The 18,445-nt window shown below is 48.4% G+C and carries 15 protein-coding genes; 3 read left to right on the top strand and 12 right to left on the bottom strand.

Annotation, left to right across the window (positions count from 1 at the left end):
- Positions 1-9 precede the first annotated feature (9 nt).
- The gene (gene gatC / locus ACFQU8_RS01665) at positions 10-300 is read right to left on the bottom strand and encodes an Asp-tRNA(Asn)/Glu-tRNA(Gln) amidotransferase subunit GatC (protein ID WP_382357424.1); all 291 of its coding nucleotides are present in this window, start codon (positions 298-300) and stop codon (positions 10-12) included.
- A 277-nt stretch (positions 301-577) separates the two neighbouring features.
- Between gatC and ACFQU8_RS01660 the strand changes: the two genes are divergently transcribed.
- Positions 578-826 (top strand): asparagine synthase-related protein, encoded by a 249-nt coding sequence (locus tag ACFQU8_RS01660; RefSeq protein WP_382357498.1) that lies wholly within the window; start codon positions 578-580, stop codon positions 824-826.
- A 64-nt stretch (positions 827-890) separates the two neighbouring features.
- Here the strand turns inward: ACFQU8_RS01660 and ACFQU8_RS01655 are convergent, their stop codons facing one another.
- The 9 genes from ACFQU8_RS01655 to ACFQU8_RS01615 all read right to left on the bottom strand — a co-directional run bounded on the left by ACFQU8_RS01655 (position 891) and on the right by ACFQU8_RS01615 (position 12,645).
- Positions 891-2,117: a CamS family sex pheromone protein gene (locus ACFQU8_RS01655; RefSeq protein WP_382357423.1), complete on the bottom strand. Its 1,227-nt coding sequence runs from the start codon at positions 2,115-2,117 to the stop codon at positions 891-893.
- 12 nt (positions 2,118-2,129) lie between these two features.
- Complete coding sequence (gene ligA / locus ACFQU8_RS01650; protein WP_382357422.1) at positions 2,130-4,133, bottom strand: NAD-dependent DNA ligase LigA; 2,004 nt, start codon at positions 4,131-4,133, stop codon at positions 2,130-2,132.
- A gap of 12 nt (positions 4,134-4,145) precedes the next feature.
- Complete coding sequence (pcrA, locus tag ACFQU8_RS01645; RefSeq protein WP_382357497.1) at positions 4,146-6,350, bottom strand: DNA helicase PcrA; 2,205 nt, start codon at positions 6,348-6,350, stop codon at positions 4,146-4,148.
- Positions 6,343-7,074 carry a heptaprenylglyceryl phosphate synthase gene (locus tag ACFQU8_RS01640; protein ID WP_382357421.1) on the bottom strand — a complete coding sequence of 244 codons (732 nt, stop codon included), beginning with the start codon at positions 7,072-7,074 and terminating at the stop codon, positions 6,343-6,345. The genes pcrA and ACFQU8_RS01640 overlap by 8 nt, the downstream gene beginning before the upstream one ends.
- Before the next feature lie 328 nt (positions 7,075-7,402).
- Positions 7,403-7,702, bottom strand: a complete 300-nt coding sequence (locus tag ACFQU8_RS01635; protein WP_382357420.1) for a YerC/YecD family TrpR-related protein — start codon at positions 7,700-7,702, stop codon at positions 7,403-7,405.
- A gap of 18 nt (positions 7,703-7,720) precedes the next feature.
- A complete protein-coding gene (locus tag ACFQU8_RS01630) occupies positions 7,721-8,764 on the bottom strand; it encodes a DUF3048 domain-containing protein (RefSeq protein ID WP_382357419.1) in 1,044 nt (347 codons plus the stop codon).
- 47 nt (positions 8,765-8,811) lie between these two features.
- Entirely contained in the window at positions 8,812-10,551 is a 1,740-nt protein-coding gene (locus ACFQU8_RS01625; RefSeq protein ID WP_382357418.1) for an adenine deaminase C-terminal domain-containing protein, read from the bottom strand.
- A gap of 144 nt (positions 10,552-10,695) precedes the next feature.
- A complete protein-coding gene (gene purB, locus ACFQU8_RS01620; protein ID WP_382357417.1) occupies positions 10,696-11,997 on the bottom strand; it encodes an adenylosuccinate lyase in 1,302 nt (433 codons plus the stop codon).
- A gap of 42 nt (positions 11,998-12,039) precedes the next feature.
- Positions 12,040-12,645: a DUF2179 domain-containing protein gene (locus ACFQU8_RS01615; RefSeq protein ID WP_382357496.1), complete on the bottom strand. Its 606-nt coding sequence runs from the start codon at positions 12,643-12,645 to the stop codon at positions 12,040-12,042.
- A 275-nt stretch (positions 12,646-12,920) separates the two neighbouring features.
- Here ACFQU8_RS01615 and msrA point away from each other — a divergent pair, with 275 nt between their 5' ends.
- Together msrA and acs are read left to right on the top strand one after the other, a co-directional pair.
- On the top strand, positions 12,921-13,454 hold the full coding sequence (gene msrA, locus ACFQU8_RS01610; RefSeq protein WP_382357416.1) for a peptide-methionine (S)-S-oxide reductase MsrA: 534 nt from the start codon (positions 12,921-12,923) through the stop codon (positions 13,452-13,454).
- A 247-nt stretch (positions 13,455-13,701) separates the two neighbouring features.
- The gene (acs, locus tag ACFQU8_RS01605) at positions 13,702-15,660 is read left to right on the top strand and encodes an acetate--CoA ligase (RefSeq protein WP_382357415.1); all 1,959 of its coding nucleotides are present in this window, start codon (positions 13,702-13,704) and stop codon (positions 15,658-15,660) included.
- 63 nt (positions 15,661-15,723) lie between these two features.
- On the opposite strand, the gene ACFQU8_RS01600 is transcribed toward acs, so the two are convergent.
- The gene (locus ACFQU8_RS01600; protein ID WP_382357414.1) at positions 15,724-17,022 is read right to left on the bottom strand and encodes an arsenic transporter; all 1,299 of its coding nucleotides are present in this window, start codon (positions 17,020-17,022) and stop codon (positions 15,724-15,726) included.
- A gap of 258 nt (positions 17,023-17,280) precedes the next feature.
- Positions 17,281-18,426, bottom strand: coding sequence for an acyl-CoA dehydrogenase family protein (locus ACFQU8_RS01595; protein WP_382357413.1), 1,146 nt, complete (start codon positions 18,424-18,426; stop codon positions 17,281-17,283).
- Positions 18,427-18,445: the final 19 nt, after the last annotated feature.

Raw genomic sequence — 18,445 nt, 5'->3', positions numbered from 1 at the left:
ATTCCCTCCTTAATCCAAAATCGATGGGACGCGGAAATACCCATCCTGCCTGTCCGGCGCGTTTTTCAATAGATCCTCACGTGAGGTCCAATTTGTTGGCTCATCATCGCGCATGACATTCTGCAAATCGGTCATGAAAATGGTTGGCTCAACACCTTCCGTATCAACATCCTGAAGCTTATCGGCATAGTGAATGACCGAACTGAGATCGTCAGTAAACCTGTCAGCTTCTTCGTCGGTTATGGCAATTTTTGCTGTTTCAGCGATATGCTTGATCTGCTCTTTCGTTATATCTGCCACTGGTAAAACACCTCCGTCATTAAATAGCATGTACCATCAGTATACCATTAGATAAGCTAAAACACACTAATAGATCATAGCAAATCCCCGTGTTTCAAAGCAAGCAAAATCATGTCACACAGCCCTTCTCATCTACTAACAAACATAATCCTAAAGTTCACATGATATGTCAGGAATAACGGGATGGTTCAAATATGAAGACTATAACAGATAAGCGCCGAACACTTGAAACGATGTCCGAACAAATTGCACACCGCGGCCGAGATGACAAAGGTTTCTGGACATCCGATCATGTGGCTCTGGCCCACCGGCGGCTGACATTCAGAAACGCTATGAGGAAGCACTTCAGGCAATGCCTAAGTCTCAGCTCCAGGGACTTGAACAACGCCGTCAGGAGATGCAATTTCTCAATTTGACGCACTTCCTGCCGATGTTGATGGACCGATCCAATCGTCTAAGTGTCAGGGCCGGTCTGGAAGTCCGCACACCTTTTTGTGATCACCGGCTGGTTCAATATCTCTGGTGATTCAGGTGAACGAATGGCTGCGAGTGAACAGGACTGGGACAAACGTATTTTGTCCCAGTCCTGTTTATGTATCAAAAACATGCACTTGCTTTTCGCTGTCTCCAGCATCCCGTGATATCACACTTTCCATTTTCTCGTCAGACTTGATGTTAATGTTCAGATCATAGTAGTCCTCAAACATCTCATCCGCGAGTTTTGATACATATTGGGTGAAACCAACAACTTCTTCCTTTCCGTGAAACTCAATTGGAATTTCCAGTGTCAGCTCTTGCAGGTCATCACCGATATAGAAGCCGTCTCCAATAACGCCAACGTAATTTGGAAAGTATTCCTCAATTCGGCTGCCGAAGTTTTTAACGAGCTGCTGTGTGTCGTAGTTTTTTTCTTCCCCTCTATCCGAAGGGAACAGCACATTCTCTTCATTAAGGTTCTCCCAGTCACTAATGCTTGCTTCGCCGCTTTTCACTGATGTTTTGGCAACGAAATTTCCCGGTACGGGCGCGTTCTCGTCTTCTTCCCGGTACAGGGCTATCATAATCGGAATATCGCTTAACGCGTCAATGTTCCGGACGCGCTTCAGCACGGTTTTGGCTATTTCCTTTCCCTTATCCAGCATTTTTGACTTGGATATCTCCACCTTGCCAGGATTGCCTTCCACTTCAAAACGGTAAACAGATTTTAAAGCAATACCAATCGATACACCGGACAGTTCCACCTTGTCATCATCATGCCGCTTCAAGAAATCCTGCTCCAGAATATGGGACACATATTTGGGATTTTGTTCATGATCATCTATTGTGGCGTTTTCTTCATCCAATGGCGGATTTAATGCCTGTTTCCGCTTAGCTAGCCGCTTTTCCATCTCTTTTTTCTTGATTTTGTTGTCTTTCACCTGTTTTTCCAGCTGGTTTTTCAATTCACTGAGTTCATCGTCCGTCGGATAACTTTCAAGCCACCTGTACAGCATATCCGAGTCCAAATACTGGCCTTCTTCAAACAGGTACTCATCAGGATCGAAATAGTCTTTGGAAAGTCTTCTTAAACCTGTTTCGGCCTCATCGATGTCCAGACGGTTCCCCATTTGCCCCGTAATAACGCCTCGGGAGGCACTGGGACGGTATGGCAGGAGAGTCCGGTAATCTTCATCTGACAGTTTGTTCGAAACAATCGACGTCTCCTGTTCTGACTTATCCTCGTCTTTGACAACCTCGTCTTCGTTATTAATTGATGGCGCACAGCTTGTGAGAAGCAGAATAGCAACGGCCAGTGACATCGTTAGTTTTTTTAACACATACCCCACTCCTTAATCGTTCGAAACATCTTTCAGCTGCTGTTCGTTCCAAATCGCTACGCCCAGCTGCTCCGCACGATTCAGCTTCGAGCCAGCGTCCTCTCCAGCTACGAGAATATCAGTCTTTGTGCTGACACTTCCCGTGACCGACCCGCCGAACCGCTCAACCAGCGCCTTGGCCTCAGACCGCGTTAAGGTATTCATTTTGCCTGTCAGGACAACAGTCTTGCCTGCTAACGCTGTATCGTCAGCAGCGGCTTCCAGCGCCGGGCCTTTGTACGTCATAGTCAGACCAAGCTCTCGCAAGTCATTCAGCAGCTGCGTCACCTCGTCAGCGGCAAAGTAATTCACAATGGCATCGGCGATCACCTCACCCATGTCCTCGATTGACACAATAGCTTCGCGGGAAGCCTGCTGCAGGTTAGCCATTGTCTGGAAATGAGCGGCAAGGGTCCGTGCTGCTTTGGAGCCGACAAACCGGATGCCGAGTCCGACCAGCAGCTGTTCCAGCGAATTTGTTTTAGAGGCTTCAATCGCCTTGAGCAGATTATCAGACGATTTCTCGCCCATCCGCTCCAGTTCCAGCAGCGCATCCTGCTGTAGCCGGTAAATATCCGCGATTGAATGGACCAGATTCTCCTGGAACAGCTGAATGACCACTTTTTCGCCCAAACCGTCTATATCCATCGCTGACCGTGAGGCAAAATGGATCAGCGCTTCCTTCAGCTGTGCCGGGCAATTCGGATTCATGCAGCGCAGGGCAACTTCTTCCTCAAGGTGAACAAGTTCACTGCCGCACTCGGGACATTCTTCAGGCATGACAAATGGCTTCTCCTCACCTGTCCGTTTTTCCTCCACCGCCCGGATAACTTCCGGAATAATGTCACCAGCTTTCTTGACGATAACTGCATCGCCGAGACGGATATCCCGTTCCCGGATAAGATCTTCATTGTGCAAGGAAGCCCGTCTGACCGTTGTTCCAGCCACCCGGACGGCATCCAGGACAGCTGTCGGTGTGACAGCGCCGGTCCGACCTACACTTAATTCGATATCGCGCAAGACAGTCAGCACCTCTTCGGCCGGGAATTTGTAGGCAATCGCCCAGCGCGGACTTCTGGCGGTATAACCAAGTTCCTCCTGCTGAGCGGTGTTGTCCACCTTCACCACGACACCATCGATATCGTAATCGAGTTCCGGACGTGCTTGTTCCCAGTGTTTGACAAATTGAATCACGTCATCAATCGTTTGGCACTGACGCCACTCCGGATTCACTTTAAATCCCAGATCCTGCAGGCGTGTCAGACGTTCGCTGTGAGATGTGAACGTCTCAGCTTCCCAATCACCAACACCATACAGGAAGACGTCCAAATGACGGCTGGCAGCGATTTTCGGATCGAGCTGACGCAGGGAGCCAGCAGCTGCGTTGCGCGGATTGGCAAAAGGGTCCCTGGCCAGCTTCTCGCGCTGCTCATTTAAACGCAGAAATGATCGATGCGGCATAAACGCTTCGCCGCGCACCTCAATCGTCTGATCCGCCTGAACCGACAACGGGATGCTGCGGATCGTTCGCAGGTTGCTTGTAATATCCTCACCGGTCGTGCCGTCGCCGCGGGTGGCACCGCGGACCAGACGGCCATTTTCATAAAGAAGTGAGACGGCGAGTCCATCAATTTTCAGTTCACAGACGAACGAAATCGGCGCATCAGTCCCCTCATCAGCGCGCCGGGCAAAATCACGCAATTCCGCTTCGCTGAAAGCATTTCCGAGACTGAGCATTGGTATATTATGGGCGACCTTCTGAAACGCATCGAGCGGCTCACCGCCGACACGCTGGGACGGTGAATCAACGGTCACCAGTTCCGGAAACGCCTCTTCCAGCTCGATCAGCTCCCGCATTTTCCGGTCGTATTCGGCATCCGGCACACTCGGATCATCGAGCACATAATAGGCATGATTATAATGATTCAGCACGTCCCGCAATGTTTGTATCTGCTGTTTTGCCTGCTGCTGTTCCATGTCAAGCACCTCCTATTGTTTCGTAATCGGTGCGAATTTGGCCAGAAGCCGTTTAACGCCCATTGGTGCGGGAAAGGCAATGTCAAGTTCCATTGCATCATCTTCGCCCTGCACTTTAACGACCGTTCCGACGCCCCATTTTTTATGTTCCGCTTTATCACCGGGATTCCACGTCTGTGCTTCAGCACCGGTCGACTGTTGGATTTTGCCGGCCTGGCGCTTAGGTGCCGCCGGCGTCTCAGATGCCTTTTCCTTCGATCCATACAGCGTCCCGCGCATCTGCTCGATCCCTTCAACCAGATCTTCCGGAATTTCAGTAATAAACCGGCTCACCGGATTCATATTCGTCCGGCCGAAAATCGTGCGCATTTTGGCATGGGTTAAGTAAAGTTTCTGTTCCGCCCTTGTAATGCCCACATAAGCCAGACGCCGCTCTTCTTCCATGCCTTCATCATCAAACAGTGACCGGCTGTGCGGAAAGACATTTTCCTCCATCCCGAGCAAAAAGACCACAGGAAACTCCAGTCCTTTCGCGGCATGCAGTGTCATCAGCGTCACTTTCGGCTCATTGGCCGTTTCGTCTTCCTCAGTTCTGTCAATATCGGCTACCAATGCCAGATCGGTGAGAAAAGCAATTAACGTTTTATCCTCAGCTTCCTCTTCAAAGTCCTTTGTGACAGTTTTAAATTCTTCCAGATTTTCCAGACGGCTCTGCGATTCCAGAGACTGCTCTTTTTTCAGCATATCTTCATAGCCAGTCCGTTCAATAACCGCCTCAACCATATCCGTAGCGGTCAGAAATTCCTGCTGCTGGGTCAGCGTCTGAATCAGACTGCCAAATTCCGACAGCGCATTCGCAGCCTTTTTCGTCACGCCAATGAAATCAACCTCTTTAACCGCCCTGTAAAACGAGATATCCTGATCCGCAGCGTAGGCGCGCAGCCGGTCAACCGTTGTCTGGCCAACACCGCGTTTCGGAACGTTCACCACGCGTTCGAAGCTGATATCATCATCCGGGTTGGTAATCAGACGCAAATAAGCGATCAGGTCCTTGATCTCTTTCCGGTCATAGAACTTCGTGCCGCCAATCATCTGATACGTAATATCCGATTTCAGAAACGTATCCTCCACCGCACGTGACTGAGCATTCGTCCGATAAAGGATCGCTACATCATCCAGGGAAAATCCCTCTTCACGGGTCAGTTTTTGAATTTCCTGGGTCACATACAACGCTTCTTCCTGCTCCGTCGCTCCCTGGTAGTAATTCACTTTGTTCCCGTCCTGATTGTCCGTCCACAAATTTTTCGGTTTGCGGCCGGTATTATGGGCGATGACATGGTTCGCGGCCTCAAGAATAGACTTCGTCGACCGGTAATTCTGTTCCAGATAAATCACCCGTGCCGATGGGTAGTCCTGTTCAAACGACATGATATTCGTAATATCAGCACCACGCCAGCCATAAATCGACTGGTCAGAGTCGCCGACAACACAAAGATTCTGAAACCGGCTTGCCAGCTGCTGAACCAGATAGTACTGGGCATGATTGGTGTCCTGGTACTCGTCCACATGGATATACTGGAAACGCCGCTGGTAGTACTCCAGCACCTCAGGCACGCGTTCGAACAAGTGAATCGTCTGCATAATCAGATCATCAAAATCAAGTGCCTGGTTTTTCCGCAGCGTTTTCTGATAGCGTTCATAGATCTGCGACACTTGCCGCTGGAAAAAGTCCGCAGCATTCTTGCTGTATTCCTCCGGTGTGATCAGCTCATTTTTCGCCGAGCTGATTTGTCCCAGCATGCTTTTGGGATTGAATTTTTTCGGGTCAATATTCAAGTCTTTCAAGATCTGTTTGACGACTGACAGCTGATCACCGCTGTCGAGGATTGTGAAATTCTGGCTGTAGCCGATTCTGTCACTATCCCGGCGCAAAATCCGGACACACATGGCGTGAAAAGTCGACACCCAGATCTGTTTGCCCTCAGCGCCAACGAGTTTATTCACACGATCCTTCATTTCACGAGACGCTTTATTCGTAAATGTTATAGCGAGCACACTTCTGGGCGAAACATCCTTTTCCGCAAGCAAGTAAGCAATGCGGTGTGTCAGCACACGCGTTTTGCCGCTCCCTGCTCCCGCCATAATCAAAAGCGGGCCATCTGTATGTTTAACCGCTTCCTGCTGCTGTTCATTTAAGCCATTCACTAATTCATGCATTGTCTGACGCACGCTTGTCACCACCTCTGGCTATGTTCTCCGTATTAACTGCCTCAACTGTCTGCAGTGCTTCCCCGATATCCAAGTAAATCAGATTGCCGACAACAATCGTATCGGCATGTTTCGTCATCTCCCGAGCCTGGGCCTTTGACGCAATTCCGCCGCCATAGACAAGCTGGGTATGACAGAGCTGTTCTCTGACCTCTTGAACGAGCTCTTCATCCCCATACATGCCGCTGTATTCCAGGTAAAAAATCGGCAGATGAAACATATGCTCCGCCATATACGCATAGGCCACAACATCATCATGATCCGGCAGATCACAGTTGGTATATTGAAAGGCCTTGGCATCTTCATTTAAAATACAATAGCCTTCGACTGCCATGTCATTCCAATTTATCAAGTCTTTATAGGCTTTAATAGCCTGGTGCTGTATATCCATCATCCATTTCTTATCACGGCTGTTCATGACCATCGGTATCAAGTAAGCATCAAAACCGGGTGTGATAGCCTCCATGCTGCTGATCTCCAAACCGCAGGGAACAGAATAGCGGCGGATGCGCATGAGCAAGTCAAGCACGCCGTCCAGTGTGACATGGTCAGTTCCGCCAACAATCACAGCATCGGTGCCTGATTCACAAACAGCCTCGAGATCATCATCCGTTATAAATTTGGCTGGGTCCAGTTTAAAGACATGCCTGGCATCTTGCAGAAACGCATTCACTATATAGCCCCCTGATCGATTAATGACTGTGTTCTGTTTGCTGGCCTATATTCCGTATTCAAAACAGATTTTCAATAAGCCGTATGATGTAACATAGCTTAACAGAAACACGTACTAATCTTCATTGATAAAGTATATCAAAAAACGCGCTGTAAATTTAGGGTTTCGGAACATGATTTTTTGAAAGTTAGCCTGTGTGGTAAAAAGGCAGCCTTTAAGGCTCCCTGCAGAGAGGAATGAAACCGGATGGAATGGCAGGAAACCGGCGGCTCAGGCCGATTTCCTGTCTATCAGCGGTGACATACACAGCAGACGCATACGAGCTGCATTATGCATCCGTATCCGGCATGCGTTCAAGCACCGTGTTATAACCGTCGCTTCCATAATTCAGACAACGCCGCACACGCGATATCGTAGCGGTTGAGGCGCCTGTCTCTGTTTCAATCACATTGTAAGTATCGCCTGCGGTCAGCATTTTGGCAACATGCATCCGCTGAGCAAGTGCGTGAACTTCGGACATCGTTGCAATATCATCAAAAAATTGATAGCATTCTTCCCGATCATTTAACGAAAGGATCGCATCAAACAGCTGATCCAGCTGTTCTCCGCGCAGTTTATCGATCTGCATGCAGCATTCACCTGCTTTCTACTCGTTTGACACGGTTACTGATTGCGCCATCCCCGGATCAGCCGGCACGACATTAATCCATGTTTTGCCCGGAACAAATGGCACCGGATCACCGTTTTTGACAGGGATGATTCGTCCGTCACGGTTTTCCCACTGGACTTTGCGGATGTGCCCTTTTTGGACAAGATAGGCGTCGCCGCCCGAGGTGATATCAATCTCCCGCCGGCCAGCATCGTCAATAATCTCATGCGGTGTTTCGATGATGAAAAGATTGTCTGCGGTCACTGGCTCATCAGCGTCTTTTTCAATTGATTGGTTACCGTTGCTGTAACGGTTGTAGACCGCATTGCCTTCATCATACGAATATGTAACCACATTCTTCATCCCGCCTGAATAATCAATGGTCACACTGGCTGCTTCATCACCTGATGCAGCGGCCGCTTCATCCTCATCTGCAAATGGCAGCGGCTGATAGGATTGCGTCACATTATACCCTTTTTGTTCGGCCATATCATTCACGCTGGCAAACTGCAAATAGGAATTATGCGGGGCAGACCGGTCTGATGAGCGTTTGAACAAGTTGCCATCATTATCATGCAAGGCACCATCCAAATGCTCAATGCCCTCATCAGCAATCATATCATTCACGAAGTTCGCAGCGCCATGATAAACATACAGCGCATCATACCCGTCGGCCAGATCAAAGTAATACTCCCGGGCACTGCGGACGGGTCCGACCACATCCGGCTGCTGACTTTGGTAGATGGCCAAAAAGCGGGTGATGCTCCCCTCAGCCAGCATCTCAAAGACAATATCGGCCTTGCTGAGACCGGTCTGCGGACGCGCTTTTGGATGGTTGTTCACCATAACACCAACAGCCCGCTGTTCGGTGTTTCCCTCTGCCGGCAAACCAGTAAGCGGAGAAACATCCGGGTTCTCATTCTTTTCCGTAACGGCTTGTCCATGTGACGCATTGTCCTGACTTGCTTGCTCCTCTTCACCGGAACAAGCAGCCAGAGACAGAATCAGTAAAGCAAGCAAACTCAATGCCGTCTTTCGCATTCATGCACCTCCCTGGAACACTTTCATTTCTCCGTTTCCATTATACGTCAGCGCATCGTTGCTGGGAAGAGGGCTTCACGTTTTTTAACATCAACGACGCCCTGCTGGGTGACGCGCGTATAGGGCAAATGCGTTGCCGATAAAAACAGAATCGCATACACCGGGTCATCGAACGGATAGCCAAAATCCTGCAGCCATTGTTTTAATTGTTTTTCTTTTGCAATCAAATCTTCCATATTGCCAGCATACATACTGCCGCCCAGTGCAAGCGGCAATTCGAATAAAATCTCACCGTCATGAACTAGAACAATGCCTCCACCCAGCGCTTTTAGACGCTGCCAGGCAAGCAGCAGATCCTGTTTGCTTTTGCCGATAAACACCAGATCACCCGTCGTAGAATACGAGCTTGCCAGACCGCCGAGCCGATCCGTGAAGCCTTTTATGGCTGTATTAACCCGCCACTTTCCTTTGCGGTCAACCAGCATAAGAAAAGCATCATCCAACGTCTCGGGTATTACATCCACTGTAACATCTGCCTTAATCGCGTAAGGCTTTATAATCACATCACTCACCATGTCCAGTCCAATGGGAACCGAAAACTGCAGATCCTCCAATCGTAAATCCCAGTCAAAATCGATCGGCTGAATACCATGGTGTTCCCAATCAATGCGGGAAGGCTCAGGCAGTTTCTGGTGATCTTTTACAAGCCATTCCCCTTTTGCCAGGACACTTACCGGCGTGGGATCTTCCTTCTTCGCCAGAATATTAATGTGCGCCAGACGGCCCGGGGCGATGCAGCCCAAGTCTTCCAGCAGACCATAATGATCAGCCGCATTATGCGAAGCCATTCGATAAGCGTCTGCGAGCGGTACGCCTTTTTGTATAGCTATCCTGATACACAGATTCATAATACCATTTTCATAGAAAGAAGGCGTCGATCCGTCCGTCGTCATGGTGACATGATCAAACACCGCCAGCCCTTCAGCAAGCATTTCTTCCAATAATGCGGGCAGATTAGGGCGGATCGAGGAGTAGCGCAATCCCGTCTGGTAGCCTGACTGCAGACGCTGAATAGCTTCTTTTCCGGTCGTTGCTTCATGGTCAGCTGCCACACCGAGCAGTTTCAGCTTCGTCAGCGTCTTTTCGGACGCGCCAGGCAGGTGGCCTTCCACCGGTTTACCGCGCCGGTTGGATTCCTGTATCCAGTAAAGCAGGCGGTCATCACCATCGAGCAAACGCGGCCATGCCGTTAACTCACCGCCCTGGATGACGGATGGGTGATCGAGCCATCTGAGCACTCTATTCGTGCTGAAAAAGTCCTCGCCCTGTTTCAAAAGCGTCTGCGGGTCAAAACGCGCCCACCAGTACATCGATACGGGCAGCTGATCAAATGCCTCAATGATAGAAAACGCTTTCTTTTGGTCTAATAAAAAATGCCAGACTAAGTTGTCATTAATAAATGTCGTCGTTCCCGTTTCTGCACCGTGGCTCGCAAGTTCTTCCGGATTATACAGCTGAAACGGATGCGCATGCGGTTCAATATAGCCCGGTACCAGATACATGCCTTCACAATCAACGATTTCAGCTGATCCGCTTTTTTCCGGAAGCTGATCACCAACATAAACAATCCGGTCATGCAAAATCCAGATATTGGCCTTAAGCCATTGCTTCGTATACGTATTCAAATAGGTGCCATTCTTTAAAACGATGGTCGGTTCCGCTGTGCCATCAATCACCGCGACATGCTGCCGCAGCTCGCGGTTCCGCCAGTATTGATTATCGATCATAACAAAAACGCTCCAATAGTTATTTCTTTAAGTTTAACATAAATGCGCTTTCATACGTTATGATTTCAGCAAATCAGCCTGACTTTTTTGTGACAGCTAAACAGCACCAGGCGTGCTGAAACCTCTCCAGCAAAGGGCCTGCTGCTAGTTGCTGGCAAGCCCAATCCGCCGGAAAATCGCATCCACATTTTTCAAGTGATACGTATAATCAAAGCAGGCATTAAGATCTGTCTCTGTTAATTTAGCCATGATCCTGCTGTCCGCCTCCAGCAGCTGTTTGAAGTGCGTGCCTGTCTCCCACGCCTGCATCGCTTTAGGCTGAACGAGATCATAAGCCTCTTCACGGCTCATACCCCCATCAACCAGTGCCAAGAGCACACGCTGAGAGAAGATCACGCCCTGTGTCTGGTTAATATTCGCTTTCATCCGTTCAGGAAACACGGTCAATTTCGCGACAATGCCGGCGAAACGATTCAGCATATAATCAAGGGCTGTCGTCGCATCTGGCAACATAATTCTTTCCGCTGAGGAGTGCGAGATATCCCGCTCATGCCAGAGCGAAACGTCTTCATAAGCTGTCGTCATATACCCCCTGAGAACCCGGGCGATTCCCGCCATATTTTCCGAGCCAATAGGATTGCGTTTATGCGGCATGGCTGAAGAACCCTTCTGCCCTTTCGCAAAAAACTCTTCCACTTCATGTGTTTCGGTCTTCTGCAGACCGCGGATCTCAGTGCCAAATTTTTCAATGGACGTCGCGATCAAGGAAAGGGTCGCTATGTAATACGCATGCCGGTCACGCTGCAGTGTCTGCGTTGATATAGGGGCAGGCGTGAGCCCGAGGTTATCACACACGTATTGCTCAACGAATGGATCTGTGTTCGCATATGTCCCGACAGCACCAGACATTTTGCCAAATTCAACATCGCGGGCAGCCTGTTCAAAACGTTCCAGGTTGCGCTTCATCTCCTCATACCAGAGGGCCATTTTCAGTCCGAACGTTGTCGGCTCGGCATGAACGCCATGAGTCCGCCCCATCATGACTGTGTGCTGATGCTCGATGGCTTTTTGTTTCAAAACGTCAATAAAATGGTGCAAGTCCTGACGAATGATCTGATTAGCCTGCTTCAGCAAATAGGATTGCGCGGTATCAACTACATCCGTCGAGGTAAGTCCGTAATGCACCCATTTGCGCTCGTCACCAAGGGATTCGGAAACCGCACGGGTGAAAGCGACCACATCATGCCGCGTTTCTTCCTCAATTTCCTGAATCCGCTCAACTTTGAATGACGCGTTGCGGCGGATGTTTTCCGCATCCTGGGCCGGTATAACGCCCAGCTCAGCCCATGCTTCACATGCCAGAATCTCCACTTCCAGCCAAGCTGCGTATTTATTCTCATCGCGCCAAATCGCGCCCATTTCCTCACGTGTATAGCGTTCTATCATCGTTTGCCTCCTCGCCCATGTCCGGTTTTTAGCCTGATTGTTCTACGATTGGTTATAATCATTCCCTGATTGTGCAGCTTGTGGTTTTTCGTCGTTTTTATGACGGTTATTAAACAAGCGGCCTTTACGCACTTGTTTCACCCAGAAACCGCCATGAATCTGCTTCGGTTCATAGGATATGATAAAGGCTTTCGGGTCAATTGTTTTCACCGTTTCATACAAACGCAGTTCGTATTTGCGCGGTGTGAGAATTTGCATTGCCAGCCGGTCGCCGTCCATGCCATAAGCCTGCCAGCTTGTCACACCGTAGCCTTTCTCGCGGACTTTTCGCGTCAATTCAATATCAGAATCAGACGCAATGACGTTAACCGTAATATAGCCGAGCGCCAGTTTTTCCTCAATTTTGGTGCCGACAATCACACCAATACCGAAACCAATCGCGTAGGCCGCAACATTCTGGATTTGATCTAAATTATCCAGAACAAGACCCAGACCGATCACATACATCACAACTTCAAACATACTGACAAACGCTGCCATGTAGCGCCGGCTTTTCAGCGTCAGAATCATCCGCATCGTCGACAGGGATACATACACAATATTAACGACCAGTATAATGGCCACCATCACCAGAGCATTATCCAGCAAGAGATTGCCTCCTTCCAGCTGCAGCACTATGTTCTCTGCGGTCACGACCAGTGCCGTCCCTTAATCCTCTCTCCTTGTATTATTGTACCTGTGATTGACAGGAAAATAAAATCAAAATGGTGTTACAGCCACAAGAATGATTTGCGGCAATTTTCTGATGGTTATGTAAGGATTGCAGGTTCAGCATAAATGCATCTATTACCCGCCAGACCCGATTTTATGATAAAATTATGTGACATATGATTAACCGCAGCATCTGGGGGGGGGAATGTGACATGTCAAATTTGAAAAAAGCAACATTTGCCGGCGGCTGTTTTTGGTGCATGGTGAAGCCATTCGATCAGTGGGATGGCATTCATGGCGTCGTTTCCGGCTATACTGGCGGCCACACCGACAATCCGGCTTACGAGGACGTTAAAACCGGCACAACCGGACACCGGGAAGCCGTGGAAATCACCTACGATCCAACGGTCATTTCCTACGAAACGATTTTAACGATTTACTGGCAGCAGATTGACCCGACTGATGACGGCGGGCAGTTCCATGACCGCGGCGACTCCTACCGCACAGCCGTCTTTTATCACAATGATGAACAGAAAGCACTTGCTGAACAAGCAAAACAGACGATCGCCGAGAGTGGCAAGTTCCGCGATCCGATCGTTACATCTATTCTGCCAGCCCAGACATTTTATCCGGCTGAAGACGAGCATCAGAATTTCTATCAGAAACATAAAGCGTATTACGAACAGGACCGAGAGGCCTCAGGAAGGGATGCATTTATCCAGGCTGCATGGGGAGAGAACCTTTAACTCTCCTCTTCTTTGCCTGGTCATTCCAGGCTTATTGCATGACAGGCAAATCGCCTCTTTAGGTGCTTTGACATATTGACATCGCGTAATATAATAAAATTAAACGTATTTTGAAAGCGGTTACCTTACAGGACAGCTGCAGCATATCGCAAATATATGTTTAATATTCTGATTTTTGTGGAATAGACCGTTAAACATACCAGGTAAGCGTTATTCATATATATGTTAAGGGAAAGGAGTTTTGCAATTGTCCAATACAGATAGACTCAATACGCTTTTAGAAGAAGATCGTACGTTTGAACCACCTGAATCATTTAAAGCACAAGCAAACTTCAACGACCCGAGCGTTTATGAAAGGGCTGCCAATGACCCGGAAGGCTACTGGGCAGAACAGGCAGAATACTTAAGCTGGTTTAAGCCTTATTCAGAAGTGCTTAACTGGAATCCGCCACATGCTGAATGGTTTGTGGATGGCAAATTAAATGCAGCCTATAACTGTGTAGACCGTCACCGCGAAGGCCCGAACAAAAATAAGGCTGCGATTATCTGGGAAGGCGAGCAAGGCAACAGCCAAATCTTTACTTATGACATGCTCGGCCGCGAAGTCGATAAAGCAGCTCATATGCTGAAGCAGCTCGGGGTTAACAAAGGAGACCGCGTCGCCATCTATTTGCCAATGATCCCTGAGCTTCCGATTTCCATGCTTGCCTGTGCGAAAATAGGCGCGATCCACTCGGTTGTTTTCGCCGCTTATTCAGCCAAAGCATTGAATGACCGAATCACAGACACGGAAGCCAAACTTCTGATCACCTCAGATGGCAGCCGCCGCAGCGGTAAGATATTGCCATTGAAAGATAACGCGGATAAGGCTGTTAAAGATACAACAGTGGAAACGACGCTGGTGATCAACAATATCGGTCCAGACGCGAATACAGCGTGGAACAAGGCTCTCGATGTTGACTGGGGAACACTAAAACAAAAAATGCCGACAACACCGCTCGAGCATGAAGAAATGGATGCAGAAGATCCTCTGTTCATTCTTTATACGTCAGGAACCACTGGCAAACCAAAGGGAATCGTTCATACGACAGGCGGTTATTTAACCGGGGTCAACCACTCTGTCCGGAGCATCTTTGACTTAAAAGATGAAGATGTGTTCTGGTGCACAGCAGACATCGGCTGGGTTACCGGCCACTCCTATTCGGTTTACGGCCCCCTTTCTGCTGGCGGAACCAGTGTCATGTATGAAGGCGGCCCTGCTTATCCTGAACGTGATCGTTTCTGGGACATTGTCGAGAAATATGGCGTCACCATTTTCTATACAGCCCCAACCTCGATCCGCACATTCATGAAATGGGGACATGAATACGTTGAAAAACATGACTTAAGCTCGTTAAGATTACTTGGAACAGTTGGGGAGCCGATTAATCCAGAGGCTTGGATGTGGTACCACAAATATGTCGGCGGCGAAAAGTGCCCGATTGTCGATACGTGGTGGCAAACCGAAAACGGGTCTGCCATGATCGCACCACTTCCCGGCATCACAACAACAAAACCAGGATCTGCAACCAAACCAGCGCCAGGCATTATTGCCGATATCTTTGACGGAGAAGGCAATCCCGTCGAACCCGGCAATGGCGGCTATCTCGTCATTAAGCAGCCATGGCCGTCCATGCTGCGAACCGTCTGGGGAGACGATCAGCGCTTCAAAGACTCCTATTTCGGTGATTATGATGGCATTTATACATCAGGCGATGTTGCCCATAAAGATAAAGATGGCTATATCTGGATCTTAGGCCGTGATGATGATGTCATTAATGTCAGCGGTCACCGTCTGGGGGCAAGTGAACTGGAAAGCGCCATTGTCAGCCACGATGCAGTCGCCGAAGCTGCCGTCATTGGCCGGTCCGATGACATTAAAGGGGAAGCAATCACCGCATTTGTCACCCTGAAAGAACGCGCTCAAAGCAGCGACGAACTGCATGATGAGATTGTTGCGCAAATCGTTGATCAAATTGGCAAAATCGCCCGGCCGGATGAAGTGATTTTCACAGCAAGTCTGCCGAAAACAAGCAGCGCGAAAATCATGCGCCGCCTGCTCCGGGATATTGCAGAAGGCAAAGCTGTCGGAGACACGTCCACGCTGGAAGATCCAAGCGTTGTCGAGGACCTCAAAGAGAAATACGCTGAAGCTGAAGAACAATAGAGCCTATGAGTGCTGCGGGAGAACGCGCGATTCTCCCGCAGTTTTTTTAATAATATCTCTCCCTTAAAAGAGAACAAGTGACAGATAAAGGCCGATCAGCGTTATAAATAAAATCGGTATCGTTAACATAATCCCGGTCTTGAAATAGGTTTTCCAGGATATTTTAACGCCTTTTCGCGCTAGCACATGGAGCCATACGAGCGTCGCCAGCGAACCGATTGGTGTGATTTTAGGACCTAAATCCGACCCGACCACATTCGCGTAAATAAGAGCTTCTTTTAATACACCAGATGTGTTTGTCTCAGCAATGGCTAAAGCATCCACCATGACAGTCGGCATATTATTCATAATCGACGACAGGAATGCCGCCAAAAACCCCATCACGATCGTCGAAACAAATAAGCCCTGTTCAGCCACCGACTCCAGAACACCGGCCAGCATAGACGTGAGCCCGGCATGTCCTAAGCCATAGACCACAACATACATCCCGATGGAGAAAAACACGATATCCCATGGCGCGCCTTTGATAACCGCTTTCGTATCCACGGCTCGACTGGTGCCAGCCATAAAAATAAAAAAGAGTGCAACGACACCCGCCACAATCGAGACGGGAAGGGTGATAAACTCACTTAAAAAGTAGCCAATAAGCAGCACAGCAAGTATATACCACGACACGTGAAACAGCTTCTGATCTTTAATAACGTCTTTTGGATCACTTAATTGCGACACGTCGAATGATTTGGGAATGTTTTTGCGAAAATAAATATATAAGACCGTTATCGTTGCCAGCAGGGAAAATAGATTCGGAATCATCATTCTTAGCGCATATTCCACAAAGCCAAGTCCAAAAAAGTCTGCTGATACGATATTCACCAGATTACTGACAACAAACGGGAGGGATGTGGTATCAGCTATAAAGCCACTTGCCATAATAAAAGGGAAAATCATTTTCTCTTTAAAATTCAAATGACGCACCATCGCCAGCACAATTGGCGTCAGAATCAGCGCTGCCCCGTCATTCGCGAATAAGGCAGCAACAATAGCCCCTAATAAACTGATATAAATAAACATCTTAATCCCGCTGCCTTTGGCAAATTGGGCCATATGTAAAGCGGCCCACTCAAACAACCCGATTTCATCCAAAATCAGCGAGATGAGAATGACCGCTACAAATGCCAAAGTCGCGTTCCAGACAATATCGGTGACAGCTATGACATCAGCTGGCCCTACCACGCCGGTTACTAAAGCAATTACAGCACCGCCGATTGCCGTCCAGCCGATATTCAATCCTTTGGGCTGCCAAATGACGAACACTAATGTGACAATAAAAATGCTAATGGCAAGGATGAGAGTTGTTGACAACGTAAAGCCTCCGTTCAGCAGCAAAAATGATTGCCATGGCTGCCAGTTGAATTAATTCAATGAGCCATTCAGACAGACACACAATCTATCGCTTTTGACTATACTAAATGTCTATCATACCATATACCAGTCTATCTAGTAGTGATCCTGACATCATTTTGAATAAAATTTCAGCTAAAAAAAAGCTGGGTTGAGTATACTTACCGACTCATTGTCCCAGCCTCTCCCTATTTAAAGCTTCGCTCGTTCCGTTTTCGCCTATAACCCCATGTTTTTCGCAATAATGTCTTTCATGATTTCATTCGTACCTGCGTAAATGGACGTCACTGCGACATCCCGGTAGCGCCTGGCAATTTCATATTCTTCCATATAACCGTATCCACCATGCAATTGCATGCATTCAACCGCCACGCGTTTTGCCAGATCTGTCGTCCACCACTTGGCCATAGACACTTCAGACACAATCTGCTTGCCCGCCACATGCTCCTCAATCAACTTATCAACAAATGCGCGGCCGATTTCAACCTCTGTTTTCATTTCGGCAAGTTTGAATTGTGTATTTTGAAATTGACTGATTGGCTTGCCAAATGCTTCCCGCTGTGTTACATAATCAACAGTGAGGTCCACCATTTTGGACGCTGAAGGTATACTGGCAATCGATACCATTAACCGTTCCTGCTGCAGTTTTTCCATTAAATAATAAAAGCCTTTATTTTCTTCACCTATTAGATTGCTTGCCGGGACTCTGACATCTTCAAAAATAAGTTCGCTCGTGTCACTGGCATGCTGGCCGATTTTATTAAGTTTTTTTCCGCGCTTAAACCCCGCCATACCCTCCTCAACAACGAGCAGACTGATTCCCCGGTGGGCCGGTTCAGCCTGGGGATCTGTTTTGCATACGACAACAACTAAATCAGCAGAACTGCCGTTTGTAATAAAGGTTTTTTCGCCATTAACGATATAATCATCGCCATCCCTGATGGCAGTCGTTGTCACAGAAGCTAAATCAGAACCTGTTCCCGGCTCGGTCATGCCAATGGCGGAAATAAGCTCACCAGTCGTTGCTTTGGGCAGCCAGCGCTGTTTTTGTTCATCTGTACCGTATGTTTCAACATAGGGCATAACAATATCATTGTGAAGACCAATCCCTGTCAGACCCGTTCCAACACGCTCAAACTCCTCCGAAAGCACAACTGAATAACCGAAGTCAGCATTCAGACCTCCATAGGCTTCATCAACTTGTGGACAGAGAAAGCCCTGCTCCCCTGCTTTTTCCCAGAATGACCGTGGAACTTGTTTATCCTGTTCCCACTGATCATAATATGGCGCCGCTTCCTGTTCGAGAAATTTACGCAGTGATTCGCGAAATATCTCATGTTCATTCGTTAAAAAGGTCCGTGACATCGCTCTCGCTCCTTTCTTT

The organism is Lentibacillus kimchii, from assembly GCF_042666895.1.
GTDB lineage: Bacteria > Bacillota > Bacilli > Bacillales > Amphibacillaceae > Lentibacillus > Lentibacillus kimchii.
Note: the sequence above shows the minus strand (reverse complement) of the source record. Positions and strands in the feature narration are given on the sequence as shown.